Source organism: Blastococcus tunisiensis (genome assembly GCF_900112815.1).
Classification (GTDB): domain Bacteria; phylum Actinomycetota; class Actinomycetes; order Mycobacteriales; family Geodermatophilaceae; genus Blastococcus_B; species Blastococcus_B tunisiensis.
The window spans coordinates 26,414-50,715 of record NZ_FOND01000008.1 but is presented as its reverse complement, the minus strand read 5'-3'; the positions used below and the strand labels follow the sequence as shown (position 1 = coordinate 50,715).

25 protein-coding genes are annotated in these 24,302 nt (G+C 74.3%); 12 read left to right on the top strand and 13 right to left on the bottom strand.

Annotated features, from left to right (window positions below; genetic code table 11):
* Positions 1-55: 55 nt before the first annotated feature.
* Positions 56-1,069, bottom strand: a complete 1,014-nt coding sequence (locus tag BM142_RS11570; protein ID WP_092198810.1) for an ATP-dependent DNA ligase — start codon at positions 1,067-1,069, stop codon at positions 56-58.
* An 87-nt stretch (positions 1,070-1,156) separates the two neighbouring features.
* The gene (locus BM142_RS11565) at positions 1,157-1,690 is read right to left on the bottom strand and encodes an NUDIX domain-containing protein (RefSeq protein WP_092198416.1); all 534 of its coding nucleotides are present in this window, start codon (positions 1,688-1,690) and stop codon (positions 1,157-1,159) included.
* A gap of 38 nt (positions 1,691-1,728) precedes the next feature.
* On the opposite strand from BM142_RS11565, the gene BM142_RS11560 reads away from it, so the two are divergent.
* The gene (locus tag BM142_RS11560) at positions 1,729-2,226 is read left to right on the top strand and encodes a DnaJ family domain-containing protein (protein WP_092198413.1); all 498 of its coding nucleotides are present in this window, start codon (positions 1,729-1,731) and stop codon (positions 2,224-2,226) included.
* 38 nt (positions 2,227-2,264) lie between these two features.
* Here the strand turns inward: BM142_RS11560 and BM142_RS11555 are convergent, their stop codons facing one another.
* Positions 2,265-2,678, bottom strand: coding sequence for a hypothetical protein (locus tag BM142_RS11555; protein WP_092198410.1), 414 nt, complete (start codon positions 2,676-2,678; stop codon positions 2,265-2,267).
* Positions 2,679-2,765: 87 nt separating this feature from the next.
* Here BM142_RS11555 and BM142_RS11550 point away from each other — a divergent pair, with 87 nt between their 5' ends.
* Positions 2,766-3,551 (top strand): helix-turn-helix domain-containing protein, encoded by a 786-nt coding sequence (locus tag BM142_RS11550; protein ID WP_092198407.1) that lies wholly within the window; start codon positions 2,766-2,768, stop codon positions 3,549-3,551.
* Positions 3,552-3,605: 54 nt separating this feature from the next.
* On the opposite strand, the gene BM142_RS24535 is transcribed toward BM142_RS11550, so the two are convergent.
* The 6 genes from BM142_RS24535 to BM142_RS11520 form a co-directional block, all read right to left on the bottom strand.
* A complete protein-coding gene (locus tag BM142_RS24535; RefSeq protein WP_175527244.1) occupies positions 3,606-3,746 on the bottom strand; it encodes a hypothetical protein in 141 nt (46 codons plus the stop codon).
* Between the two features lie 122 nt (positions 3,747-3,868).
* A complete protein-coding gene (locus tag BM142_RS11540) occupies positions 3,869-5,773 on the bottom strand; it encodes a hydantoinase B/oxoprolinase family protein (protein WP_254790818.1) in 1,905 nt (634 codons plus the stop codon).
* Complete coding sequence (locus tag BM142_RS11535) at positions 5,770-7,872, bottom strand: hydantoinase/oxoprolinase family protein (RefSeq protein WP_092198401.1); 2,103 nt, start codon at positions 7,870-7,872, stop codon at positions 5,770-5,772. Before BM142_RS11535 ends, BM142_RS11540 begins: the two co-directional genes overlap by 4 nt.
* A 45-nt stretch (positions 7,873-7,917) precedes the next feature.
* Positions 7,918-8,349, bottom strand: coding sequence for a DUF1707 SHOCT-like domain-containing protein (locus tag BM142_RS11530; RefSeq protein ID WP_217640690.1), 432 nt, complete (start codon positions 8,347-8,349; stop codon positions 7,918-7,920).
* 54 nt (positions 8,350-8,403) lie between these two features.
* Positions 8,404-8,979 (bottom strand): DUF421 domain-containing protein, encoded by a 576-nt coding sequence (locus tag BM142_RS11525; RefSeq protein WP_092198398.1) that lies wholly within the window; start codon positions 8,977-8,979, stop codon positions 8,404-8,406.
* Between the two features lie 67 nt (positions 8,980-9,046).
* On the bottom strand, positions 9,047-9,463 hold the full coding sequence (locus tag BM142_RS11520) for a MarR family winged helix-turn-helix transcriptional regulator (RefSeq protein ID WP_217640689.1): 417 nt from the start codon (positions 9,461-9,463) through the stop codon (positions 9,047-9,049).
* 86 nt (positions 9,464-9,549) lie between these two features.
* On the opposite strand from BM142_RS11520, the gene BM142_RS11515 reads away from it, so the two are divergent.
* Complete coding sequence (locus tag BM142_RS11515; RefSeq protein ID WP_092198797.1) at positions 9,550-11,376, top strand: ABC transporter ATP-binding protein; 1,827 nt, start codon at positions 9,550-9,552, stop codon at positions 11,374-11,376.
* Positions 11,377-11,446: 70 nt separating this feature from the next.
* On the opposite strand, the gene BM142_RS11510 is transcribed toward BM142_RS11515, so the two are convergent.
* Positions 11,447-11,860 carry a nuclear transport factor 2 family protein gene (locus BM142_RS11510; RefSeq protein WP_092198394.1) on the bottom strand — a complete coding sequence of 138 codons (414 nt, stop codon included), beginning with the start codon at positions 11,858-11,860 and terminating at the stop codon, positions 11,447-11,449.
* Positions 11,861-11,974: 114 nt separating this feature from the next.
* On the opposite strand from BM142_RS11510, the gene BM142_RS11505 reads away from it, so the two are divergent.
* The 4 genes from BM142_RS11505 to BM142_RS11490 all read left to right on the top strand — a co-directional run bounded on the left by BM142_RS11505 (position 11,975) and on the right by BM142_RS11490 (position 15,399).
* Positions 11,975-12,448 (top strand): MarR family winged helix-turn-helix transcriptional regulator, encoded by a 474-nt coding sequence (locus tag BM142_RS11505; RefSeq protein ID WP_254790846.1) that lies wholly within the window; start codon positions 11,975-11,977, stop codon positions 12,446-12,448.
* A 61-nt stretch (positions 12,449-12,509) separates the two neighbouring features.
* The gene (locus BM142_RS11500) at positions 12,510-13,592 is read left to right on the top strand and encodes an alkene reductase (protein ID WP_092198391.1); all 1,083 of its coding nucleotides are present in this window, start codon (positions 12,510-12,512) and stop codon (positions 13,590-13,592) included.
* Between the two features lie 146 nt (positions 13,593-13,738).
* The gene (locus BM142_RS11495; RefSeq protein ID WP_092198388.1) at positions 13,739-14,647 is read left to right on the top strand and encodes a GGDEF domain-containing protein; all 909 of its coding nucleotides are present in this window, start codon (positions 13,739-13,741) and stop codon (positions 14,645-14,647) included.
* Positions 14,648-14,784: 137 nt separating this feature from the next.
* A complete protein-coding gene (locus tag BM142_RS11490; protein ID WP_092198385.1) occupies positions 14,785-15,399 on the top strand; it encodes a dihydrofolate reductase family protein in 615 nt (204 codons plus the stop codon).
* A gap of 82 nt (positions 15,400-15,481) precedes the next feature.
* On the opposite strand, the gene BM142_RS11485 is transcribed toward BM142_RS11490, so the two are convergent.
* Complete coding sequence (locus BM142_RS11485; RefSeq protein ID WP_092198382.1) at positions 15,482-16,312, bottom strand: SDR family oxidoreductase; 831 nt, start codon at positions 16,310-16,312, stop codon at positions 15,482-15,484.
* Positions 16,313-16,386: 74 nt separating this feature from the next.
* Between BM142_RS11485 and BM142_RS11480 the strand changes: the two genes are divergently transcribed.
* From BM142_RS11480 to BM142_RS11465, 4 genes are read left to right on the top strand one after another with little or no spacing between them, the layout of a single operon-like run.
* Complete coding sequence (locus tag BM142_RS11480) at positions 16,387-17,316, top strand: AraC family transcriptional regulator (RefSeq protein WP_092198379.1); 930 nt, start codon at positions 16,387-16,389, stop codon at positions 17,314-17,316.
* Between the two features lie 59 nt (positions 17,317-17,375).
* Complete coding sequence (locus tag BM142_RS11475; RefSeq protein ID WP_092198376.1) at positions 17,376-18,098, top strand: alpha/beta fold hydrolase; 723 nt, start codon at positions 17,376-17,378, stop codon at positions 18,096-18,098.
* A gap of 2 nt (positions 18,099-18,100) precedes the next feature.
* The gene (locus BM142_RS11470) at positions 18,101-19,498 is read left to right on the top strand and encodes an amidase (protein ID WP_175527243.1); all 1,398 of its coding nucleotides are present in this window, start codon (positions 18,101-18,103) and stop codon (positions 19,496-19,498) included.
* A 53-nt stretch (positions 19,499-19,551) separates the two neighbouring features.
* A complete protein-coding gene (locus tag BM142_RS11465; protein ID WP_092198370.1) occupies positions 19,552-20,010 on the top strand; it encodes a GNAT family N-acetyltransferase in 459 nt (152 codons plus the stop codon).
* Between the two features lie 39 nt (positions 20,011-20,049).
* Here the strand turns inward: BM142_RS11465 and BM142_RS11460 are convergent, their stop codons facing one another.
* The gene (locus BM142_RS11460) at positions 20,050-20,694 is read right to left on the bottom strand and encodes an NAD(P)-dependent oxidoreductase (RefSeq protein WP_092198368.1); all 645 of its coding nucleotides are present in this window, start codon (positions 20,692-20,694) and stop codon (positions 20,050-20,052) included.
* Positions 20,695-20,842: 148 nt separating this feature from the next.
* Here BM142_RS11460 and BM142_RS11455 point away from each other — a divergent pair, with 148 nt between their 5' ends.
* Entirely contained in the window at positions 20,843-21,976 is a 1,134-nt protein-coding gene (locus BM142_RS11455) for a serine hydrolase domain-containing protein (RefSeq protein WP_092198366.1), read from the top strand.
* 63 nt (positions 21,977-22,039) lie between these two features.
* Here BM142_RS11455 and BM142_RS11450 read toward each other — a convergent pair whose 3' ends face one another.
* Positions 22,040-24,244: an MMPL family transporter gene (locus tag BM142_RS11450; RefSeq protein WP_092198363.1), complete on the bottom strand. Its 2,205-nt coding sequence runs from the start codon at positions 24,242-24,244 to the stop codon at positions 22,040-22,042.
* Positions 24,245-24,302 lie beyond the last annotated feature (58 nt).

Below are 24,302 nucleotides of genomic sequence, written 5' to 3'. Positions count from 1 at the left end.
TGCAGCTTGCGCAGGCCTCACCCGGGCGGGGGACAGGCGCCTGAGCTGCGCATTCTCACCGGACGGGCGGGAGGTCCTCCGGTCGGAGATCGGGACGGATCCGGACGAAACGCAGGGGGTGGCGGAAGACGCCCGCCTGCAGCGCGGCGTCGGCGCTGACCTCGACCACCGCGGTCGGTGCCACCCGGGTGAGGGCCACCGACAGCCGGCCGCCCCCGAAGGCGCCGGTGCCGATGCGCTCGGGCCACGGGTGATCGGTGGTGGCGGGGCTCAGGACGGCGGCCAGCTCGGCGGACTGCCGCGGGTTCAGCGGGCTCGTCCTGCCCACGACGACCAGCTCGCCGTCCCGGTAGCGGCCGGCGACCAGCTGGCTGGGCGCACCGATCGGGCCGATGACCCCACCCGCGAGGACCTCGGTGGTCTCCCACGACTTGACCTTGAGCCACTCCCGCCGTCCGGGGGCGTAGCGGGTGCCGGCCCCCTTGGCGACCAGGCCCTCGATCCCGGCGGGGCGGTAGTCGTCGAACCAGGTGCGCGCCTCGGCCGGGTCGGCCGTGGCCGGGGACAGCTGCATCGGCGGGGCCCAGCGGGCCGCGAGGTCCTCCAGCGCCGCCCGCCGGCGGGTGAGCGTCCAGCCGCGCAGGTCCTCGCCGCCGGCGGCCAACAGGTCGAAGGCCACGTACGACGCCGGGGAGGCCGCCACCAGCGGCCCGATCCGGCCCGCCGCGGTGACCATCCGCTGCTGCAGCAGGCCGAAGTCCAGCCGCGAACCGTTCCAGACGACCACCTCGCCGTCGAGGACGGTGCCGGCGGGCACCTGGGCCACGGCGGCCGCGACGACGTCGGGGAACCGGTCGGTCAGGTCCCGGCCCTGCTTGGACCACACGCGGGTCGTGCCACCGCTGCGCACGACCACCAGCCGGTAGCCGTCCCACTTGGGCTCGTAGCGGCAGCCGCCGGGGAGGGCGTGCGACGGGGGGATGGTGCGCACCGGCTTGGCCAGCTCCACCGCGACCGGCCCCGACAGGTCGGGCGGCAGCCCGGGCAGGCCGGGGACGGACAGAGGCACCCGGACAGCCTGGCCGCTGACCGGCGCCGATGCACGGCGGCCGGTGCAGGTCACACCCGATCGAGGGCCGGTCGTGACCAGGCGTGGTCAGCCGGCGCCGGCCGCCAGCAGGAGCAGGCTGTAGGCCGCCAGCGAGGGTGCGTCGGTGAGCCGGCCGTCGCCGATCATGGCGCGCAGCTCCGCCTCCCCGACGAACCCGGAGCGCATGTCGGCCTCGGTGGCCTCGCGGGCCGTCGGGCCGGGGGTCAGGTCGGTGGCCCGCCAGACGTCGAACCGCTGGGTCATCAGCCCGGGCGCCAGGTCCAGCCGGCCCAGGTGCTCCAGCCGGCCGGCCCGGAACCCGGTCTCCTCGGCCAGCTCCGTGCGGGCCAGCTGCTCCGGGCTCCCGTCGCGGCCGGCGCTCCAGGTGCCCTGCGGGAACTCCCAGCTGCGCCGTCCGATGGGGTGGCGGAACTGCTCGACCAGCCAGAACCCGTCGCCGTCCACCGGCAGCACCAGGGCGAAGTCGGGCCGCTCCACCACGCCGTAGACGCTGGTCGAGCCGTCGGCCAGCTCGACCACGTCCTCGCGTACCCGCGTCCACGGGTTCCGGTAGACCTCTCGGCTGCTCGTCGTCCGCACCGCGCCACCCTGGCAGACCGCTGGGACGATGGCGTGCGATGACCGAGCGCAAGCCCCCCGGGATGTCCGTGCAGAGCTGGGTGGACCACCAGATCTCGCAGAGCATCGCCCGTGGGGAGTTCGAGGACCTGGACGGGGCCGGCAAGCCGCTGCGGGGCCTGGACCGGGACGAGACCGCCTACGACTGGGCGGTCGCCAAGGCCCGGCGGGAGGGCGTGGACACCGCCGCGATGCTGCCGCCCGGGTTGGGGCTGCGCCGCGAACGGGACGAGCTGCCCGCACGGGTGGCCCGGCTGGCCTCGGAGGAGCAGGTGCGGGCGGTGGCCGAGGACTTCAACGACCGGGTGCGGGCCTTCTGGCGGCGCCCGCAGGAGAGCCGGTGGTCGCCGGTGCCGGGGCTGGCCGACGTGGAGGCGCTGGTGGCCGGCTGGCAGCGGGACCGGTCACCGGTCCCGCCGCCGCCCTCGCCCCCGCCGGCGGCCGCCCGGCGCCGTCGGCTCCGGTGGCCGCTCCGGCGCCGGACGACCCCCCGCTGAGGCCGGGGGTCGTCCCGCCGTCCTCCGGAGGACCGCCGTCAGCGCCGGCGGAGGCCGGCGACCTGCAGCGCCACGAACCCGGCGACGACGGCCGCCTGCAGGACGAGCCACACGGCGCCGGCCGTGGTGGGGGTGAGCGTGCCGGTGGCGACGACGGCCAGGCTGCCGACGACCCACAGGCTGTTGCCGGCGACCACGGCCTCGACGGCGGTCGCGGGGATCGGCCGGCGCGTTCCGACCAGCCAGACGGCGGCGCCGTACACGAGGAGGAAGACGCCGGCGCCGCGGAGCAGGCCGCCGGAGAGGCCGAGGACGTCGTCCAGGAGCGGGGCGGCCGCCAGGTAGGCGGCGCCGTTGAGGCCGCTGACGACGGCGTCGAGCCGGAGCGCGAACCGCAGCAGCGAATCGGGACGGGGCGGAGCCGCGGTCGCCGCGGCGGGAGAGGTTGTCATGCGGCCACCGTGGCGCCGCGTCGGCCGCGGGTCGATTACCTCGCAGGTAAGCGACACCAGGCGCCGCCGTCGCTAGCGTCCCTTCCCGTGACCAGCGTCCGGACCCGGCCCGCCGTGGGGGAGCTGCTGCGCGACTGGCGGCAGCGCCGGCGGCTCAGCCAGCTCGACCTGGCCGGCGAGGCGGGGGTCTCCGCGCGGCACCTGAGCTTCGTCGAGACCGGCCGGGCCCGGCCGAGCCGCGAGATGGTGCTGCACCTGGCCGAGCACCTGGAGGTGCCGCTGCGCGAGCGCAACGACCTGCTCGTGGCGGCGGGCTTCGCGCCGGTCTACGGCCGGCGCGGCCTCGACGACCCGGACATGGCCGCCGTCCGACGGGCGATCGACCTCGTGCTGGCCGCCTACGAGCCGTACCCGGCGGTGGTCGTCGACCGGTCGTGGAACCTGGTGGCCGGCAACCGCAGCATCGCCCTGCTGACCGACGGTGTGGCCGACGAGCTGCTCGTGCCGCCGGTCAACGTCCTCCGGCTGAGCCTGCACCCCGAGGGGCTGGCGCCGCGGATCCTCAACCTGCCGCAGTGGCGCCGGCACGTGCTGCACCGCCTCGACCGGGAGGCGCACCTGACCGGGGACGGACGGCTGCGCGCGCTGCACGACGAGCTCGCCGCGCTGCCCGGCGGCGCGGACCGCGCGCCTCCGGACGGGATCGTCGTGCCGCTGTGGGTCCGCGCCGGGGACGACGTGCTGAGCTTCCTCAGCACGGTGACCACCTTCGGCACCGCCGTCGACCTCACCGCGGCCGAGCTGAGCATCGAGGCGTTCCTGCCCGCCGACGCGCACACCGCCGACGTCCTGCGGGCGCTGGCCGGTCCCTGACGTCCGGTCCGCGCGTCCGGACCCGGCGTCCGGTCCCGTACCGGTCACCCGGGGTCAGCCCCGGGGGCGGTCCCCCGGCTGGTCATCGGCCTTCTCGGCGTCCCGCTCGCGGGTGGCCATGCCGCCGTGCCCGCCCTCGTCGTGCTGCCCGGGGTGCAGGTTGTTGGTCTCGTCGTCCTCGCGCGGCTCGGTCATGCCCGCAGCCTGCCGGTCCGGCTCCGCGCCGGCCACGTGGAACCGGTGGCGGAGGTACCCCTGCACGAGCTCGGCCCCTGCCCACGGGTGTGGGCAGGGGCCGAGCGTGCGGAGAGCAACTCCTACAGGACGTCGAACTCGTTGAACGCGGCGCCGCCGGAGAGGGTGGCGTAGCCGGGGCCGCGGTCGAAGAACGGCTCCTCGCCGGTGCGGGAGGCCCGCATCGACGCCCGCAGCTCGTCGGTCGCCGTCTCGTCGGCCGTGCCGTCCTCGCGCACCACGACGCCGTAGTCCGCCCGGGCACCGGCGACCGACACCTTGCGCCACGCGATGTCGCGCAGCACCTCCTCCACCGGCCGCTCCAGCGGGTCGCCCCAGCCGCCGCCGCCGGTGGTCCGGATCCGCACGACGGTGCCGGCCGTCAGCGGCTCGGCGTCGGCGAGCGCGTCGACGTCGTGCTCGCCAGGGCCGCCCGGGTCGACGGTGATCTGGAACGGCTTGCCGGCCTTGCCGCCCTTGACGCCCCAGCAGGCGAGGATCGAGCGGTCGGCGATCGACATGAAGTGCGCGTCGCGCAGCACCCGGATGTGCTTCTCGTAGCCGCAACCGCCGCGGTAGCGCCCGGGGCCGCCGGAGTCCACGGCCAGCCCGAGCCGCTCCACCCGCAGCGGGAAGCGGCCCTCGGTGAACTCGGTCGGCAGGTTCCGGGAGTCGGGGACGACGTGGATGGTGTCCTCGCCGTCGGCGTAGTACCGCCCGCCCGAGCCGCCGCCGAGCACCTCGCGCATGAGGTAGGGCTCGCCGTCGGCGTCGGTGCCGTAGACGCCGGTGTAGCGGATGGTCTCCTGGTCGGCGGGCATCCGGCCGCCGGTGGCCTTGGCCAGCACGCCGGCGAGGACGCCGAGGAGCCGCAGGATCACGAACGTCCGGGCGTTGGTCGGCGCCGGGAAGATCGGGGTGAGCAGCGTGCCCTTCTCCGGGAACCGCATCTCGATCAGCGGGACGACGCCCTCGTTGACGTCGAGCTGCGCCATGCGCTCGGGGCTCTCGGCCAGGTTGCGCAGGATCGGCGCCAGCCACTTCTTGAGGAAGTTGCCGTCGGCGTAGTCGCCGCAGTGGTTGATCGGGCCCTTCGCCTGCGGGCCGGTGCCGGTGAAGTCGATGACCAGCGGGGTCTCCTGGGTGGAGTCCATGATCAGCGTGATCCGCTGGCGGTGCAGCTGGGGCTCGTCGACGCCGTCGTGCTCGGCGTAGTCCTCCCAGACGTAGCTGCCGTCGGGGATCTGCGACAGGATCTCACGGCGGTAGACCTCCGTGGAGTTGGCCAGGATCGCGTCGAAGCACGCCTCGACCGCGTCGACGCCGTACCGGTCGAACAGCTCGCCCAGGCGGCGGGCGCCGGCCAGGCAGGCCGAGCACTCGGCGTCGAGGTCGGCGGCCAGCGAGTCGGGCATCCGGGAGTTGCGGGTCATGATCTTCAGCGCGCTCTCGTTGGGCACGCCGCGGTCCCACAGCTTGATCGGGGGGACCATCAGGCCCTCCTCGTACACGCTGGTGGCCGCCGACGGCATCGAGCCGGGCACCGCGCCGCCGATGTCGTCGTGGTGGCCGAAGGCCTGGATGAAGGCGACGACGCGCTGGGAGCCGTCCTCTCCGCCGTCGGACGATCCAGCGAAGACCGGCACGGTCACGCACAGGTCCGGCAGGTGGCCGATCCCGCCCTCGGAGGCGTAGACGTCGTTGTGGAAGAAGACGTCGCCCACGTTCATCGTCTCGATCGGGTAGTCGCGCACCACCGGGTGCACGAGCGCCGAGTACGAGCGGCCGGTGAGCTTGCGCAGGTTCCGGTCGTGGATGCCGGCCCGGAAGTCGTGCGCATCCCGGATCATGGGTGACCGCGACGTCCGGCCGATGGAGGTCTCGACCTCCTTCTCGATCGCGGCCAGCGTGCCGGCGACGATCTCGACGAGGACCGGGTCGGCGTCGACCTTCGTGGCGTTCAGGGGACCCGTGGGAAAAGTGCTCACTTGCCCGACTCCTTGGTCAGCAGCAGGTCGCTCGCCTCGGCGCGCGTCAGGATCAGGTTTCCGTGGGCGTCGACGGTGGCGGCGAAGCCGGGGTGCACCGGGACGGTGGAGCCGAACTCCTCGATGATCGCCGGGCCGCGCACCACGTCACCCGGGGCCAGGCCGGGCCGGTCGTACAGCGGGGTGTCCACCCAGTCGTCGAAGAACACCCGTCGCGAGCCCGTGACGGCCCGGTCCGTCCCCCCGTCCTTCGACGGCAGCTCCACCAGGTCGGGACGCCGGATGGGGCCGATCCCGCTGACGCGGAGGTTGACCCACTCGACGGCCTGGCGCGGGTCGTCGGCGAAGTCGTAGCCGTAGAGCTGGCGGTGCGCGGCGTGGAACGCCTGCGCGACCTCCTCCGTGGCCGCCCGGTCCAGCTCGCCGTCGGGAACCGGCACCCGCACCTCGAACGCCTGGCCCACGTAGCGCAGGTCGGCCGTCCGCTGCATCCGCTGGGAGTCGCGGCCGAACCCCTCGCCGTCCAGCGCCTCCTGCGCCTGGGCCTCCAGGTCGGTGTAGACCGACCGGACGCGGTCGAGGTCGAGGTCGAGGTGCTTGCTGACGACGGTCTGCACGTAGTCGTTGCGGACGTCGACGGTGAGCAGGCCGAACGCGCTGACGTTGCCCGGGTTCGGCGGCACCAGGGTGCGCGGCAGGCCGAGGATGTCCATCAGCCGGCAGGCCAGCAGCGAGCCGGAGCCGCCGAAGGTGGTCAGCGTGAAGTCGCGGACGTCGAGGCCCTTGGCGACGGTGACCTGGCGCAGCGCGTTGGCCTGGTTCCAGGCGGAGATCTCCAGGATGCCGGTGGCCGTGCGCTCCAGGTCCATGTCCAGCTTCGCGCCGAGCTGCTGCAGCCCGTCGCGCGCAGCATCGGCCGACAGCGGGATCTCCCCGCCCAGCAGGTGCGGGGGGATCCGGCCGAGCACGACGTGCGCGTCGGTGACGGTGGGCTGGTCGCCGCCGGCCGGGTAGCAGATCGGCCCGGGATCGGCGCCGGCGGACTGGGGGCCGACCTTGAGCGTGCCCTCGGGGGAGAGCCAGGCGATCGAGCCGCCGCCCGCGCCGACCGTGACGACGTCGATCATCGGGATCTTCGAGGGGTACTCGCCGACGGAGCCCTCGGTGGTGAGCGCCGGCTCGCCGTCGATCACGACCGTGACGTCGGTGGAGGTGCCGCCGCCGTCGCAGGTGAGCACCCGGTCGAACCCGGCGGTGCCGGCGATCAGCGCGGCGCCCAGGGCGCCGGCGGCCGGGCCGGACAGCATGGTGGTGATCGGCTGGTGCACGACCTCCGTGGCCGACAGCACGCCGCCGTTGCTCTTCATCACGTAGAAGGGCACGCCGGGGGCGATCTCGTCGAGGCGGGTGCGGATGTTGGTGACGTACGCGCCGACCTTGGGCTTCACGGCGGCGTCGACCAGCGTGGTCACCGAGCGCTCGTACTCGCGGTACTCGCGCAGCACCTGCGAGCTGATGCTCACGACGGCGGTGGGGTGCTCCTCGCGGATCACCTCGAGCATCCGGTTCTCGTGCGCGTCGTTCGCGTAGGCGTGCAGGAAGCAGACGCCGATGGTGGTGATGCCGGCGTCGGCGAAGAAGCGGGCCGCGGCGCGGGCGTCGTCCTCGTCGAACGGGCGGACCTCGGCGCCGGTGTGGTCCAGTCGCCCGCGCACCGTGCGGACCAGGTCGGCCGGCACGATCCGCGGCGGCTTGACCCAGAAGTAGCTGTTGCCGTAGCCGTCGGGCACCGACTGCCGGGCGATCTCCAGCACCGACTCGTAGCCCTCGGTGGTGATGAACCCGATCCGGTCCAGCTTGCCCTCGAGCAGCTGGTTGGTGGCCACCGTCGTCCCGTGGCTGACGGCCGTCACCGCCGAACCGTCGAGGTCCATCAGCCCGAGGACCTTGCGGACCCCGGTGAGGAACCCCTCGGCCGGGTCGGTGGGCGTCGATGGGGTCTTCGTCGTGGTGGTCTGCCCGGTCTCCTCGTCCACGGCGACGACGTCGGTGAACGTCCCGCCGGTGTCGATGCCGATCCGGACCCGGCGCTCAGTCATGGCCGATACCTTAGCGGTGAGATACCTGGCCGGGAACCCTCGCGGTCAGCTTTTCCGCCGGCCGATGCCGAAGGCGTAGAGCACGGCGAGGACGGCGCCCGGCGGGCCGGCGACGTAGAGCCACCAGGGGTGCAGGAACTGGGCGGTCGCCAGCGAGACGGTGCCCCAGATCACCAGGTTGATGGTGACCGCGCAGGCCCAGATGATCGTGAGCACGCGCATCGCGGTGCCCGCGTCGTCCGCGGCGAAGGCGGCCCACGGCTCCGCCGGCGGTGGCGGCGGCGGGGGCTCGGGCAGGTCGGCGGTGAGGCGGGCGAGGTCCCCGCGGGTCTTCGCCGCCCAGATCGCCTGGACCCGGGTGTCGAACTCGTGCAGGTCCAGCAGCCCCTCGCCCACCGCGGAGCGCAGCCGTTCCTGGACGACGGTCCGTTCGGCGTCGGACACCCGCATGGCGTCGGGGCGGACGGGCTCGGTCACGGCCGCATCGTCGCACCACGTCGCCGCGGACCGGGAGACCACGCGCCGCCGACCTCAGGTGGAGCGGCCGGCGCCGCGCTCTCCCGGGTCGGCGGGCGCCGGCCCGCAGAGCTGCTGCGCGCCGGGCACGTCGGAGAACAGCCACGGGTCCAGTGGTTCCGACCGGCGGACGACGCTCACCGAGCCGTTCCGCTCGAGCACGACGCAGCGCACCTCGTCCAGGTGGCGGATGCCGGCCAGCCGCAGGCGCTGGCGCAGCTCGTCCTCGGCGACGTGCCCGGCGCGCATGTTGTCCCGCAGTGGCAGCGGCCCGGCCATCAGCAGCACCGGTGGCCGGTTCATCAGCCGGTCCACCCACCGGCTCTGCCGGAGACGGGCGAGGATCGCCTGGGTCGAGAAGAGGGTCACCATGGCGACGACGCCGACCAGCAGCGTGGGGTCCAGCAGCAGGGCCGTCCGGCCCACGACGGCGCCGAGCGCGATGGCGCACCCGAGGTCGAAGCTGGACATGTTCGACAGGCTGCGCTGCCCGACCACGCGGACGCAGGCGATCAGGGTCAGGTACATGGCCACGGTCGCCAGCGCCACCAGCCCGGCCAGTTCCCAGTCGATCCCCAGTTGCTCCGCCATGTCGGACCTCCCCGTTCCGCGTGGACGACTCGCCCGATTCTCGGTCGGAGGCCCCGGGCCGGCCCGGTCAGTCGGTCAGCGTGCGGAGGATCCGGGCGAGAGCGGCGCGGTCGGCCTCGGAGAGGCGGGCGTAGAGCGCCGCGGAGTCCGCCGCACGGGCGGCGGCGATCTCGGCGCGGACCCGCCGGCCCTCGTCGGTGGGCCGCAGCAGGATCGCCCGGCGGTCGCCGGGGTCGGGGGAGCGCTCCACCAGCCCGCGCTCCTGCAGGGCGTCGGCCACCTCGGTCGCCGACCGGGGGGCGATGTGCAGCCGGTCGGCGAGGTCGGACAGGCGGACCCCGTCCTCGGCGCTGACGACCATGAGCGCACGGGCCTGGTGGGGGGAGAGGTCCCAGGGGGCGAGCACCTCGCGGAAGCGACGGCGCTGGTTGCGCGCGACCCGCATGAGGAGGTCGCCGAGGTCGGCCGGCCCGTCGTCGGTCACGGGGGAATGGTAGCGGGAGCGGTGTGGTTACCACACCGTGAGGTAACCTCAGTATCTCGACGAGGGAGGTGGTCGGCATCGAGGGGATGACGACGCGAAGTGGTGGCGGGCGATCCGGCCGCAGCCCCGATCCGGCCGACAAGGCGCAGCTCGAGCGCTCACCCGTGCGGTGGAGCCGGGTGGCCGCGCTGTTCCGGCCCTACCGGTGGCAGCTCGGGGTGGTCGTGGCACTGATCGTGGCGTCCTCCGCGGTCGCCCTGGCCACGCCCTTCCTCATCCGGCTGGTCATCGACGAGGCGATCCCGGACCAGGACGTCGCGCTGCTCCTGTGGGCGGTCGGCGGGATGCTCGCCGTCACCGTGGTCACCGCGGTGTTCGGCGTCGTCCAGACCTGGCTGTCGACCACGGTCGGGCAGCGGGTCATGCACAACCTGCGGACGGCGGTCTTCGCCCACCTGCAGCGCCAGTCGCTCGGCTTCTTCACCCGCACCAAGGGCGGCGAGGTGCAGTCGCGGCTGACCAACGACATCGGCGGCATGCAGTCGGTGGTCACCTCGACCGCGACGTCCTTCGCCTCCAGCCTGACCACGGTGGTCGGGACGGCGGTGGCCATGGCGGTGCTCAGCTGGCGGCTGTCGCTGCTGTCGCTGATCGTGCTGCCGCCGGCGATCGCGCTGACCCGCCGGGTCGCCCGCATGCGCCGCACCATCACCGCCCAGCGGCAGCGCTCGCTGGCCGACCTGCACTCCCAGGTCGAGGAGGGGCTGTCGATCAGCGGCGTGCTGCTGGGCAAGACCCTCGGTGCCGGGCCGGCGCAGTCGCAGCGCTTCGCCACCACGTCCGACGACCTGGTCGCGCTCGAGGTCCGCTCCCAGCTGGCCGGCCGGTGGCGGATGGCCACGATGAGCGTCGTCTTCGCCGGCATCCCCGCGCTGATCTACCTGGCCGCCGGGCTGCCCGCGACGTCGGGCGGCATGACCATCGGCACCCTCGTCGCCTTCACCACGCTGCAGGGCGCGCTCTTCCGCCCGCTCATGCAGCTGCTGGACATCGGCGTCTCGCTGACCGCCTCGATGGCGCTCTTCAGCCGGGTGTTCGAGTACCAGGACCTGCCCGTCGACATCGACGACCCCGCGCGGCCCGTCCGGGTCGACCCCGCCTCCGTCCGCGGGGAGGTCCGGTTCGAGGGCGTCGGGTTCACCTACCCCGAGGGTCCCCGGGCCGCGCTGTCCGGCGTCGAGCTCGCGGTCCCCGCCGGCTCGACCCTGGCCCTCGTGGGCGAGACCGGATCGGGCAAGAGCACCCTGGCCTCGCTGGTCGCGCGGCTGAACGACCCGACGACCGGCCGGGTGACCATCGACGGCGTCGACGTCCGGGACATGGCGCTGGCCGACCTCGCCCGCGTCGTCGGCGTCGTCTCGCAGGAGACCTACCTGCTGCACGGCACGATCCGGGAGAACCTGCGGCACGCCAAGGCCGACGCCACGGACGAGGAGATGGTCTCCGCCGCGCGCCGGGCCCAGGTGCACGACGTGATCGCCGCGCTGCCGGCCGGCTACGACACCGTCGTCGGCGCCCGCGGCCACCGGTTCTCCGGCGGCGAGAAGCAGCGGCTGGCGATCGCCCGCACGCTGCTGCGCGACCCGCGGGTGCTGGTGCTGGACGAGGCCACCAGCGCCCTGGACAACGAGACCGAGCGGGCCGTGCAGGCCGCCCTCGACGAGGCCGCGCGGGGCCGGACGACGATCACCATCGCGCACCGGCTCTCCACCGTGCGCGACGCCGACCGGATCGCCGTCCTCGACGCCGGGCGGGTCGTGGAGCAGGGCCCGCACGACGAGCTCGTGGGCCGGGGCGGGCGCTACGCCCGGCTGGTCGGCACCGCCGAGCGCGAGGTCGAGCTCGTCGGCTGAGCAGGGACCCCGCTGCCCCCCACCGCTCGCGCGCTCGCGGCGGGCTCCTGCAGCGGGGCCGTTCCAGCCGTCACCCCAGGGCGGTCGACGCCGGCACCGGGTCGCCCCAGAACTCGTCGACGGCGTACTGGTCGCGGCTGTGCAGCCACGACTCGGCGATCCGCCCGTCCCGCAGCCGGGCGACATGGGCCAGGTTGTTCTCCAGCGGCCGCTCGCGGTCCGGGCGGGTGGCGGTGTACGTGCAGAGCGCCACGCCCCACTCGCCGTCGTCGAGGACCCGGTGGACGGTCAGGTCCAGCGTGCCGCCGGTGACCTCGGCGGCGTGGCCGACGAAGCCGAGGACGGCGTCGCGCCCGGTGTAGGTGCCGGTGTTGGTGCTGCGGCCGGGCACGTGCAGGACCGTGTCCTCGGTCAGGGCGCCGGCGGCGCGGGGCAGGTCGCCGGCGGCCAGGGCGTCGTACCAGGTGGTCAGGGGTGACGGCATCGTCGTCCTCCAAGGGATCGTCCCCGTGTTCGTTTCGACGTCGAAATGATGGACCGGTCATCATTTCGATGTCAAACTGTTTCTGTGCCGGACCAAGGGGACCCCGTGGAGCAGATGGTCGAGCAGTGGCGACACGAGCGGCCCGACCTCGATCCGTCGTCCATGGCGGTGTTCGCGCGGCTCACCCGGGCCCACCTGGCGGCGTCCCGCGCGATCGCGGCCACCCTGGGCCGGCACGGCCTCAACCGCGGCGAGTTCGACGTGCTGGCCTCGCTCCGCCGGTCGTCGGCGCCCTACCGGCTCTCACCCGGCGACCTGGCGCGCGCCCTGGTGCTCTCCCCGGCGGCGATGACGAACCGGCTGCAGCGGCTGGAGGAGCGGGGGCTGGTGGTGCGCCGCCCGGACCCCGCCGACGGCCGCTTCGGAGTCGTGGAACTGAGCGGGCAGGGCCGGGCACTGGTCGACGCGGCGGTCACCGACCACGTGGCGACGCTGGACCGGCTCCTCGACGACGTGCCGGAGGCCGACCGCGCGGGCTTCACCGACGTCCTCGCCGCCGTGGAGCGCACCGCGACCGGACCGGAGTGACGCGGCTCGCATCCGTGCCGTTCCCGGAATCGACGCGTGCCGCACCCCGGTTGCCCCGGGCATGGACATCTTCTCACCCGTCCGCCTCGGGGACCTCGAGCTCGCCAACCGCGTCGTCATGGCGCCGCTGACCCGCCTGCGGTCGGGACGGGCCGGCGTGCCCGGCGACATCGTGGTGGAGCACTACGCGCAGCGGGCCGGCGTCGGGCTGATCATCACCGAGGGCACGTACCCGAACCAGGAGTCCCGCGCCTACGCCGGCCAGCCGGGCATCGTCACCGACGAGCAGGTCGCCGGCTGGCGGCGCGTCGCGGACGCCGTGCACGCCCGCGGCGGGCGGATCGTCATGCAGATCATGCACGGCGGCCGGGTCTCCCACCCCGAGCTGACCGGCACCCGGGTGGTCGGGCCGAGCGCGATCGCCATCCGCGGGCAGGTGCACGTCGGCGGTGGGCGCAAGGAGCCCTACCCCGTGCCGCACGCGCTGACGACGGACGAGGTGCGCGCCACCGCCGCCGACATCGTCGCCGCCTGCGAGCGGGCCGTCGGGGCCGGGATGGACGGCGTCGAGCTGCACAGCGCGAACGGCTACCTGCTGCACGAGTTCCTGTCGCCGGCGGCCAACCAGCGCACCGACGAGTACGGGGGCAGCCCGGAGAACCGGGCCCGCCTCGGCATCGAGGTGGCCACCGCGGCTGCGGCGGCCGTCGGGGCCGGCCGGGTCGGCATCCGCATCTCCCCCGAGCACAACATCCAGGACGCCCTCGAGACCGATCCCGCCGACGTGCGGGCCACCTACGGCGCCCTCCTGGACGGGCTGCGCCCCCTGGGCCTGGCCTACCTGAGCGTGTTGCACGTGGAACCGGCCGGGGACCTCGTGCAGGACCTGCGCGCCCGCTTCGACGGTCCGCTGGTCGCCAACAGCGGGTTCGGGACGGTGACCACCCGCGCGGAGGCGGTGCAGCTGATCGGCGACGCGCACGCCGAGGCGGTGGCCGTGGGCCGCCCGGTGCTGGCCAACCCGGACCTGGTCGAGCGCTGGGCCGGTGAGCATCCCGAGAACGCACCGGACACGGCGACGTTCTACGCCTCCGGGTCGGTCGGCTACACCGACTACCCGACGCTCACCGGAAGCCGGAGCTGACCCGTACCCGCAGTAACACTTGCGGCCTCCTGCATGCATGGCCGCAGAATCATCGTCGGGGGAGGCGTGGGCACGGCGGGGAACCGCCCGGTCCGCGTGCCAGGCGCACGACGACGTGCGCTCAGCCGACGGCGGGAGACGTCCGGATGACGGTGCACCCCGAGGTGGCGCAGCTCCCGGACCAGCTGCTGCGCGACTTCGTCGCGGGCAGTGACGCCCTGCTCTGCATCGTCGACGGGCGGGGCCGGATCCTGCTGACCAATCCGGCGCTCCAGCGGTTCACCGCACGGACGGGGGCCGACCTGGAGGGCATGCCGTTCTGGGACATCTACGTCGCCCCCGAGCACGTGGCCCTCTCCCAGGACGCCGTGGCGCGCGCCATGGCCACCGGGGTCGCCCATCCCCAGGAGGGGGACTGGATCACCGGTGCCGGCGAGCGCCGACGGGTGGCGATGCGCAACACCGTGCTCCGCGACGACCAGGGCGAGCCCTACGCCATCGGCTGCGTGGGGATCGACGTCACCGACGACCGGCGCCGGGAGGCGCAGCTGCACCTGCGCGCGCAGACGGACCTGCTCACCGGGATCGCCAACCGGGGCGCGTTGTTCGACGCCCTGCGGGCCCGGCTGGCCGACGAGGTCCCGTGTGCGCTGCTGTTCTGCGACCTGGACCAGTTCAAGGTCGTCAACGACCGGCACGGCCACGCGGTCGGCGACCAGCTGCTGGCGGAGACGGCCCGGCGCATGGCCGAGCTGGCAGGGCCGGGCGATCTGGTGGCCCGGTTCGGCGGCGACGAGTTCGTGATCCTCTGCCACGGGCGCGCACCGGACGAGCTGGTCGCCCTCGCCGAGCAGGTCGACGACGCCGTGCGCCGCCCCTGGGAAGGCCCCCAGGGGCCGCTGTCCATCGGGGTCAGCATCGGGGTGGCCGTGAGCCGCCCGGGCGACGACGCCGACGAGCTGATCGGCCGCGCCGACCGGGCGATGTACGGCGTCAAGACCCATCCGCACCGGCGGGCCGGCCCGCCGCGCCGCGCCGACGACGGGGATCGCTGACTCCCTCGCTCCGTGCACCGGGAGCCGGCTCCGGGCGTTCTCCGAGAAGGTTCTCGCGGCCGTGTCGATGAGCGCCGTGCCCGTTCGACGTCCTACCGAGGGGGCCGAACGGCGGCCCGCCCGGTAGAGGAGTTCCCATGCGTCCGCTCGTCGTCACCACGTTCGTCACGCTCGACGGGGTCATGCAGGCCCCCGGCGGCCCGGGGGAGGACCCCTCGCGCGGCTTCTCGTACGAGGGCTGGCTCGTCCCCCACTTCGACGAGGTCCTGGGCGAGCAGATGAACGCCTGGTTCGCCGGGGCCCAGGACTTCCTGCTCGGGCGCGGCACCTACGACATCTTCTACGCGTCGTGGCCGAAGATGATCAGTGACGACCCGGTCTCCCAGGGTCTCAACTTCGCGAAGAAGTACGTCGCCTCGCGCACGCGCGCCTCGGTGGAGTGGGAGACGGCGGAGCTGCTGGAGGGCGACGTCGGTGACGCCGTCCGGGCGCTCACGGCCGAGGACGGCGGCGAGCTGCAGGTGCACGGCTCGGCCGGGCTGATCCAGACGCTGCTGCGCGAGGACCTCGTCGACGAGCTGCGGGTGGTCGTCTTCCCCGTCACCCTCGGCGAGGGCAAGCGGCTGTTCGGCGAGGGGACCGTCCCGCGCACGTGGCGGCTCAGCGACCACAAGGTGTCGCCCAACGGCGTGCTGATGACGACCTACCAGCGGGTCGGGGAGGTGGAGACCGGCAATTTCGTCCCCGAGTGAGCGCCGCGGCGACCACGATCCGCGCAGCCCCCGTGGTCGTCCGCCTCCGGTCACCACGGTTCGCGCCCATCCGGTGGGCGGCTCAGCTCCTGCGGCCGTGGGCGGCGACCGACAGCGGCTCCCACGCGCGCCACTCGGCCAGCCGGGACTCGTAGTCGCGGGTGGCGATGCCCAGCGGGCCGTCGCCGAAGAAGACCCGCAGCGGCGGGTTCGTGGCGTCGACGAGCTGCAGCACCGCCTCCCGGGTGGCCAGCGGGTCGCCCGGGTTGCCGGCCCGGGCCTTGCGCTGCTCCGCCGCCTTCTCGCGGAACGCGTCGTAGGCCGGGTTCTGCTCGGCGTGCCGAGCCGAGGCGCCACCCCAGTCGGTGGAGTACGCGCCGGGCTCGATGATCGTGACCTTGATGCCGAAGTCGGCGACCTCGGCGGCCAGCGACTGGCTGAACCCCTCCAGCGCCCACTTCGACGCGTTGTAGATGCCGATGTTCGGGAACGCACTGATCCCGCCGATGCTGCTCACCTGCAGGATGTGGCCGGAGCCCTGCGCGCGCAGGTGGGGCAGCGCCGCCTGGACGACGAAGAGGGCGCCGAGCACGTTCGTGTCGAACTGGCCCCGCGCCTCCGCCTCGGAGATCTCCTCGACCATGCCGAACTGGCCGTAGCCCGCGTTGTTCACGACGACGTCGAGCCGGCCGAACCGGTCGTGGGCGTCCTTCACCGCGGAGAACACGGCGTCGCGGTCGTCCACGTCGAGCGTCAGGGGCAGCAGCCGGTCGCCGAACTGCGCTCCCAGGTCATCGAGGGACGCGGTGTCGCGGGCGGTGGCGGCGACGCTGTCGCCGCGCTCGAGAGCGGCGATCGCCCACTCCCTGCCGAAGCCGCGGGATGCGCCGGTGATGAACCACGTCCTGGCCATGGGGATCTCCTCTGCTGTCGTCGACTCTGCCCGAGCCGGTTCCCCCGCATTCTGTTCCGGGGCAGGATGCGCCGATGCAGCAGCGTTTCGCCGGAGCCGCGGGCCTGGCGCACTTCTCCGAGGCCGTGCGCGGCTCGCTGGTGGACCAGGTGCTCCGTGCGCCCGCGCCCGAGCGCTTCCGCGCCGACCTGGTCGACGTCTCCGTCGGCGGCGTCGCGCTCGTCTCCGCCGAGGTCGGCCCGCTGCAGTCCCGCCGGGACGACGACGGCGCCGCGGCCGGGAGCGTCTTCCTCCTGCTCGCGCAGCGGGGCACCGGCAGCATCACCCATCGGGGCGGCACGGAGGCGATCGGTCCGCACCGGCTCGTGGTGGTGCCGGCCGGTGAGGGCTTCGCCGTGGACTACCCCGGGCCGGCGTCGCTGCTGTTCGTCGCGCTGCCGGCCGCCCACGTCACGGCGCGGTGCCCGGCCCTGGACGGTCCGGTGCGCGCGGTGCCCCTGCAGCGCGCGGCCCGGGCGGTCGCCGGTCAGCTCCCGTACGTGCTGTCGGCGGCCCTCGACGCCCAGGGCTCCGAGACCGAGGACCTGGCCGGGCTGCTCGAGTCGGTCCTGCACCTGGTGCTCCGCGGTGCGCTCGGGGATCTGGCCGGCGACCCGCTGGTGGCGCTCCGGCTCGCCGCGGAGCGCACGGCGGAGCGCCATCTCGACGATCCCGCCCTGTCGGTGGCCTGGCTGGCGCGGCAGCTGTCGGTGTCGGTCCGTCAGCTGCACCGCGCCTTCACCACGGGCGGTGCGACACCGGGTGAGCACCTCCGCCGGCAGCGCCTGCAGGCCTGCGCCCGTGTCCTGGCGGAGTCCCCCGGGACGGGGGTCGCCGACCTGGCCTCCCGGTTCGGCTTCGCCTCCGCCTCGCACCTGGGCGCCCGCTTCCGGGCGGTGTACGGGGAGACGCCCGGCTCGTGGCGGGCCCGGCACGCGGCTGACAGGCATCGGTCCGTCTGCTGACGGCGCGTGCGGCGCGGCCTCCCTAGCGTTCGTCGTCACGTCGAGTGCGGGAGGCAGTCATGCGGTTCGTCCTGGTCCACGGTTCCTGGCACGACGGGGGGTGCTGGGACCACGTCCGGCGGCACCTGGAGGCGGCCGGCCACGAGGTCCACACGCCGACGCTGCCGGGCAACGGCGCCGGCGCCGCCCGCGACGTTACCATGCGGCAGGTCGTCGACGCGGTGGTCGGCCTGCTCGAGAGCAGCGGGCTGGATGACGTGGTCCTGGTGGGCCACAGCTTCGGCGGGTCGGTCGTGCAGCAGGTGGCGCTCCGCGTGCCGGAGCGGCTGCGGCGGATGGTCTTCCACAACGCCTACGTCGTCCGGGACGGCGGCACGGTGTTCGACGACGTGCCCGCCTCGGTGGCCCCGGCGTTCCAGGCCCTGGCCGAAGCGGCCGGCGACGGCACGGTCAGCCTGCCCTTCGACTTCTTCCGCGAGGCCTTCTGCAACGACGCGGACCTGGCCACGGCGCAGGCCGCGCACGCCCGGATGACGCCGGAGCCGCTGGCCCGGTCGACGGAGCCGCTGGCACTGACCGGCTTCGTCGGCCTGCCCGTGCCCCGGTCCTACCTCTACGCGACCGACGACAACGTGTTCCCTGCGACCGAGTTCAGCTGGCATCCGCAGATGTCGTCACGGCTGGGGCCGTTCCGCCTGGTCCAGATGCACGGCTCGCACGAGGTGCTGTTCACCGATCCCGCGGGACTGGCGGGCAAGCTGGTCGAGGCGGGCCGGGACTGACGGTGGAGCTGCTCGACGGATCGGTGGCCGAGCTCGCCGCCGCCGTGCGTTCCGGCGCCGCCGGCGCTCGCGAGGTGGTGGAGGCCGCCGTCCGGCGGATCGAGGAGCGCGATCCGGCGGTGGGTGCCGTCGTGGCGGTGGACCCCGGCCCCGGCCTGCGCCGCCTGGAGCGGGAGGGGCGGCCCCGCGGCCCTCTGGCCGGGCTCCCGCTGCTGCTCAAGGACCTGCACGCGGAGTCGGCGGACCTGCCCCTGTCCCGGGGCAGCCGGTTGTTCGCCGGACTGCCGCCGCTGGGGACCGCCACCGTGGTGGCGCGCCTGGTCGACGCCGGGGCCGTCGTCGTGGGGCGGACCAGCAGCCCGGAGCTGGGGCTGAACATCACCACCGAGCCGGAGCTGTACGGCCCGACCCGCAATCCCTGGGATCCCGACCGGTCGGCAGGCGGGTCCAGCGGGGGTGCGGCCGCCGCGGTGGCGGCGGGCATGGTGCCGGCGGCGCACGCCAGCGACAGCGGCGGGTCCATCCGCATCCCGGCGGCATGGTGCGGGCTGGTGGGGTTGAAGCCGTCTCGCGGGCGCAACCCGATGGGTCCGTTCCGGGTCGACGACTGGGCCGGGATGAGCCACGAGCACGCCGTCACCCGGACCGTCGGCGACAGCGCGCTGGTCCTCTCGGTCACCGCGGGCCCCGCCCCGGGGGAGCCGTTCTCGCTCCCGGGCATGCCGGCGGAGATCGTCCCGCCGCGCCGGCTCCGCGTCGGGGTGCTGACGGAGGCGCCCGGTGGAGGGGGCGTCGACCCGTCCTACGTCGCCGGCGTCCGGTCGTGCGCCGCGGACCTGGAGGCGCTCGGGCACGAGCTGGTCGACCTCCCGCCGCTCGACCGGGCGGCCGACGTGGGCCCCCTGCTCGGCCGGGTGGTCGCCGGCCACCTCGCCGCGGCGGTCGCGGAAGCGGAGGCCGGCACCGGGCGGGTGGCCTCCCGGGAGACGCTGGAAGAAGCGGTCCTCGACCTGCTCGAGCGAGGACGCCGGATGACCGCCGTCGACGTGGTGCAGGCCCAGCTCGCGCTGCGTGGGCTCGCCCACGCGCTCGCCGCGGCCCTGGGCGGTGTCGACGTCGTCCTCAGCCCGACGACGGCGCTGCCGGCCCCGCGGATCGGCGAGCTGCACACCCGGCGCCCGGCCCGGGAGCTCTTCGCTGACATCTTCCGGATCTCGCCGTTCGCGGGGGTGTTCAACGTGACCGGGGGCCCGGCGCTGAGCCTGCCCTGGGGCACCGACGGCACGGGGATGCCGATCGGGGTGATGCTCGGAGCGGCACCCGGGAGCGATGCTCTCGTGCTGGGGCTGGCGGCCGCCCTCGAGCGGACCCGGCCGGAGCTGGTGCCCCTGCGGCCCTGACGGCCGCGCCGGTCGGCGTCCGGCGCCCGTGGCCGATGGGGGACCCTTGTCCCATGGTCGCCATCCGCGAGTACCGGCCCGAGGACTGGGAGGCGATCGTGCGGGCGCACGACGCGGCCCGCCTCCAGGAGCTCGCGACGGTCGGCGAGGAGGCCTTCCTGAGCCTGACCGTGACGGGCCGGCGCGAAGGGCTCTTCGACGAGTGCCTGTGGGTCGCGGAGCTGGACGGTGCCGTCGTCGGCTTCGTCGCCTACGCGCACAGCGAGATCACCTGGCTGTACGTCCATCCCGATGCCCAGCGGCGGGGCGTGGGCCGCGCGCTGCTCCGGCACGCGCTCGCGCACGCCGACGACTTCGGCGCCGAGGGGCTGGTCCGGGTGACCGTGCTGGACGGCAACCCGGCGCGGCGGCTGTACGCGAGCGAGGGCTTCCGGCGGGTCGCGACGCGGACCGGGCGACTGGCCGGGAACGAGGCCTTCGAGGCGACCGGGCACGTCCTCGAGCGGCGCTGACCGGAACGTTCGCACGGGAACGTCCCGGTCCGCGGGAGCTCAGTAGGCGACGGTGAAGCGGGCCCGCCGGTGGGCCGGCCGCTCGATCTCGTCCACGACGGCGGTGCCGAAGTCCGCGCCGCCGATGAAGGAGTTGCCCTCGTCGTCGCTGAGCAGCACGTCGCCGCCGACGCGGAAGCCGCCGCGGCGCTCTCCGGGCGCGAAGCCGCCGAAGCCGGCCGGCGGGCAGACGTAGAACCAGTCCAGGCTCTCGGGGGAGCTGCGCAGGTCGTCCAGGGCGCCGGCCATCTCGACGCTCTCGGGGCGGTACTCGGCCGGGAACTCGGGGGTGTCGAACAGCCGCGGTCCGCCCTCGGCCACCTGCAGCGACCCCGCGCCGCCGATGACGCCGATGCGGACGCCGGTCCGGTCGGCCTCGGCGGCCAGCGCCGCGATGCCCGGCTCGACGGAACCCGCCATGTCGCCGCGCGGGGCGACGGCCACCACGACGACGTCCGCGGCCTCGAGCGCACTCGCCCGGGTGCCGGCGTCCAGGATCGAGCCCTGGAGGTGGTCGGCACCGTCGATCGGCCGCTCCGGGGCGGTGCGGCTGACCGCGGTCACCGAGTGACCGCGCCGCACCGCTTCCGCGACCACGTTGCTCCCGGCGTAGCCGGTCCCGCCGAACACGCTGATCCGTGCCATGTCTGTCCCTCCGTCTGCTGGGTGGTGCTGGAGGCAACCGCAGGCAGTTGCTTGAACATTCCAGTACCTCGCCTCTCGTTGTTGCGATCTTGTGGCCGTGGTCTCATCGGGCCGGGGCTCGTGCGGGCCCGGCTGACGAGGAGGCTCCATGGCCGAGGTCCACGGCACCTGCGACGAGCGCTTCGCGGGGGTGCGGGACGCGCTGGCGGCGCAGCTGGACGGCGACGAGCTGGGCGCCTCGGTCGCGGTCGATCTCGACGGCGAGACCGTCGTCGACGTCTGGGGTGGCCACCGCGACGAGGAGCGGACCACCCCGTGGACGCAGGACACGATCGTCAACGGCTGGTCGACGACGAAGTGCGTGCTCAACCTGGCGGCACTCATGCTGGTCGAGCGGGGCGAGCTGGATCTCGACGCGCCCGTGGGCGACTACTGGCCCGAGTTCTCCGCGAACGGCAAGAAGCACGTGCTGGTGCGGCACCTCATGGCGCACACGTCGGGCCTGTCGGGGTGGGAGCCGCCCTTCACCGTCCGCGACATGTACGACTGGCCGACGGCGACCGAGCGGCTGGCGCAGCAGCGGCCCTGGTGGGAGCCGGGGACCGCGGCGGGGTACCACGCGGCCACCCAGGGATTCCTCGTCGGCGAGGTGATCCGGCGGATCACCAACAAGACCTTCCGCAAGTTCGTGGCCGACGAGATCGCCGGGCCCCTGGGGGCGGACTTCCAGGTGGGTGCCCGCGAGCGGGACCGGGACCGGATCGCACCGGTGGTCGCCCCGCCGCGGGAGGAGCCGCCCGCCGACGTCGACCCGGCGTCGATCGCGGTGCGGACGTTCACCGCGCCGGTCATGTCGGTGAAGGCGACCACGACGCCGGAGTGGCGGGCCGCCGACCTCGGGGCGCTGAACGGGCACTCGAACGCCCGCGGCCTGCTGGACGTGCTGCGGGTGCTGTCGCTGGGCGGGACGGCCGGCGGCGTGCGGCTGCTCTCGGCGCGGACGGTCGAGCGGGTGTTCGACGTGCAGGCCGACGGCACCGACCTGGTGCTGGAGGCGCCGTTCACCTGGGGGATCGGCTACTGCCTGGGGTCACCCGCCGTGCCGTACGTGCCGGCGGGCCGCACCTTCTTCTGGGGCGGCTGGGGCGGCTCGCTGGCCGTCATGGACCTCGACCGCCGGCTGACCATCACCTACCTGATGAACCGGATGGCACCGGGCCTGCTGGGCTCGACCCGGAGCGAGGCCTACGTGCGCGCGGTGTACGCGGCGCTCGACTCGTGACGAGAACGCACAGAGGGCTGCCGGACGGGCATCCGGACAGCCCTCGGTGCGTGCTGATCACGCTCAGGACCGCGCGCCCACCGGTTCCGCCGTGCGCTCGGGCGCGGCGATGTGCCGCTGGAGGGCGGCGCCCTCGATGTCGACGTCGGGCATCGCCCGGTCCAGCCAGCGCGGCAGCCACCAGGCCGCCTTGCCCAGCAGGGTCATGACCGCCGGCACGATCGCCATCCGGACGACGAAGGCGTCGACCAGCACACCGAAGGCCAGGGCGAAGCCGATGCTCTTGATGGTCGCGTCGTGGCCGAGGATGAAGCCGCCGAACACCGAGCCCATGATCAGGGCCGCCGCCGTCACCACGCGGGCGCCGTGCCGGAAGCCGCCGATGACGGCATCCTTCGGCTCGGCGCCGTGCACGTGCTCCTCCCGCATCCGGCTGACGAGGAACACCTCGTAGTCCATGGCCAGGCCGAACAGCAGGCCGATGAGCAGGATCGGCAGGAAGCTCAGCACCGGCCCGGTCTGCTCCACCCCGAGGAACCCCGCGAGCCAGCCCCACTGGAAGACCGCCACCAGGGCGCCGAAGGTGGCGGCGAGGCTGAGCAGGAAGCCGAGGGTGGCCTTGATCGGCACCAGGATCGAGCGGAACGCCAGCATCAGCAGCAGGAACGCCAGGCCGACGACGACCAGCAGGAAGACCGGCAGGGCGGCGGCGAGCTTCTCGGAGATGTCGATGCCGACGGCGGTGTTGCCGGTGACCGCCAGCTCCGAGCCGGTGTCCTCGGTCAGGCCGGGGCGCAGGTCGCGGATGTCGGTGACGAGGTCCTCGGTCCCGGCGGCCGACGGCCCGTCCTCCGGGATCACGGAGATGATCGCGGTGTCGCCGCTCTCGTTCGGGATGGCGGGGGTGACGGCGACGGCGCCGTCCAGCTCGCCGATCGCCGCGGCGGTGGCGGCGAAGGCCGCCTGCGGGTCGTCGGACCCGGTGGCGTCGACGAGCACCGTCAGGGGACCGTTGAACCCGGGGCCGAAGCCCTCGGCGAGCAGGTCGTAGGCCTGCCGCTGGGTGGTCTCGGCGCCCAGGTCGCCGTCCGTGGGCACCCCGAGCCGCAGGTCCAGGGCCGGGAGGGCGACGACGCCGAGGCCGATGATGCCGGTGAGCAGCACGACCAGCGGGCGGCGGGTGACGAGGCGCGCCCAGCGGGTGCCGGCCGACTCCTTCGCGGCCAGCGCGGCCTGGCGGCGGCGCAGGCCCGGGACCTTCCACCGGTCGAACCGGTTCCCGGCGAAGCCGAGGAACGCGGGCACCAGGGTGAGCGCGACGAGGACGGCGACGCCGACCATGCCGGCCGCGACCAGGCCCATCGTGGTGAGGAAGGGGATGCCGACGACGGTCAGCCCGGCGAGGGCGATCATCACCGTGAGACCGGCGAAGACGACGGCGCTGCCCGCGGTGCCGACCGCACGGCCGGCCGATTCCCGGGGATCCACCCCGGCCGCCAGCTGTTCCTTGTGCCGGATGCTGATGAACAGGGCGTAGTCGATGCCGACGGCCAGGCCGATCATCAGGCCCAGCGTGGGGGTGGTGCTGGTCAGGTCGACGACGGCGGAGAGCGCGAGCACGCCGGCCATGCCGACTCCGACGCCGATCAGCGCGGTCAGCAGGGGGAGGCCGGCGGCCAGCAGCGAGCCGAAGGTGATCGCGAGGACGACGAGCGCGACGAGGACGCCGATCGCCTCGGCAGCTCCCTGCGCCGGGATCGCCTGGGTGGCCTCGCCGCCGAACTCCACGCGCAGCCCGGCGTCCTCGGCGGCGTCGGCGACGGCGAGCAGCTCCGCGCGGGCGTCGTCGGTGATCTCGTCGACCTGCACGCCGTAGCTGACGGTGGAGTAGGCGATCGACGCGTCGGGGGAGACGGCCTGGGTCCGGAACGGGTCGCTGACGGCGGCCACCTGCTCGGCGTCGGCCGCCTCGGCGAGGGCCTGCTGGATCGCTGCGGTCAGCTCGGGGTCGGTGACGGCCGAGCCCTCGGGGGCGGCGAACACGACGCGGGCGGTGGCCCCGCCCGCTGCGCCGCCGGGGAACCGCTCCTGCAGCGTCTCCAGCGCGTTGACCGACTCGACGCCGGGGATGGTGAGCTGCGCGTCGGCGTCCCTGGCGAAGGCGCCCGCCAGCCCGCCGAGGAGGACGAGGGCGAGCACCCAGGAGACGAGGACCGTCCACCGGCGGGAGAAGGCCCAGCGTCCGAGACGGTGGAGGAAGACGGCCACGGGTGCGCTCCGGGGGTCGAGGGATGCCGGTGACTGGTCACCTAGCCGATCGGCAAGC

Bases quoted from the DNA above. Each gene is read 5' to 3' on its own strand.
- BM142_RS11560 (WP_092198413.1), top strand. From the start codon at position 1,729: ATGACCGAGCGCAAGCCCCCCGGGATGTCCGTGCAGAGCTGGGTGGAC.
- BM142_RS11555 (WP_092198410.1), bottom strand. From the start codon at position 2,678: ATGACAACCTCTCCCGCCGCGGCGACCGCGGCTCCGCCCCGTCCCGAT.
- BM142_RS24535 (WP_175527244.1), bottom strand. From the start codon at position 3,746: ATGACCGAGCCGCGCGAGGACGACGAGACCAACAACCTGCACCCCGGG.
- BM142_RS11535 (WP_092198401.1), bottom strand. From the start codon at position 7,872: ATGACTGAGCGCCGGGTCCGGATCGGCATCGACACCGGCGGGACGTTC.
- BM142_RS11525 (WP_092198398.1), bottom strand. From the start codon at position 8,979: ATGGCGGAGCAACTGGGGATCGACTGGGAACTGGCCGGGCTGGTGGCG.
- BM142_RS11515 (WP_092198797.1), top strand. From the start codon at position 9,550: ATGACGACGCGAAGTGGTGGCGGGCGATCCGGCCGCAGCCCCGATCCG.
- BM142_RS11510 (WP_092198394.1), bottom strand. From the start codon at position 11,860: ATGCCGTCACCCCTGACCACCTGGTACGACGCCCTGGCCGCCGGCGAC.
- BM142_RS11505 (WP_254790846.1), top strand. From the start codon at position 11,975: ATGGTCGAGCAGTGGCGACACGAGCGGCCCGACCTCGATCCGTCGTCC.
- BM142_RS11500 (WP_092198391.1), top strand. From the start codon at position 12,510: ATGGACATCTTCTCACCCGTCCGCCTCGGGGACCTCGAGCTCGCCAAC.
- BM142_RS11495 (WP_092198388.1), top strand. From the start codon at position 13,739: ATGACGGTGCACCCCGAGGTGGCGCAGCTCCCGGACCAGCTGCTGCGC.
- BM142_RS11490 (WP_092198385.1), top strand. From the start codon at position 14,785: ATGCGTCCGCTCGTCGTCACCACGTTCGTCACGCTCGACGGGGTCATG.
- BM142_RS11485 (WP_092198382.1), bottom strand. From the start codon at position 16,312: ATGGCCAGGACGTGGTTCATCACCGGCGCATCCCGCGGCTTCGGCAGG.
- BM142_RS11480 (WP_092198379.1), top strand. From the start codon at position 16,387: ATGCAGCAGCGTTTCGCCGGAGCCGCGGGCCTGGCGCACTTCTCCGAG.
- BM142_RS11475 (WP_092198376.1), top strand. From the start codon at position 17,376: ATGCGGTTCGTCCTGGTCCACGGTTCCTGGCACGACGGGGGGTGCTGG.
- BM142_RS11465 (WP_092198370.1), top strand. From the start codon at position 19,552: ATGGTCGCCATCCGCGAGTACCGGCCCGAGGACTGGGAGGCGATCGTG.
- BM142_RS11460 (WP_092198368.1), bottom strand. From the start codon at position 20,694: ATGGCACGGATCAGCGTGTTCGGCGGGACCGGCTACGCCGGGAGCAAC.
- BM142_RS11455 (WP_092198366.1), top strand. From the start codon at position 20,843: ATGGCCGAGGTCCACGGCACCTGCGACGAGCGCTTCGCGGGGGTGCGG.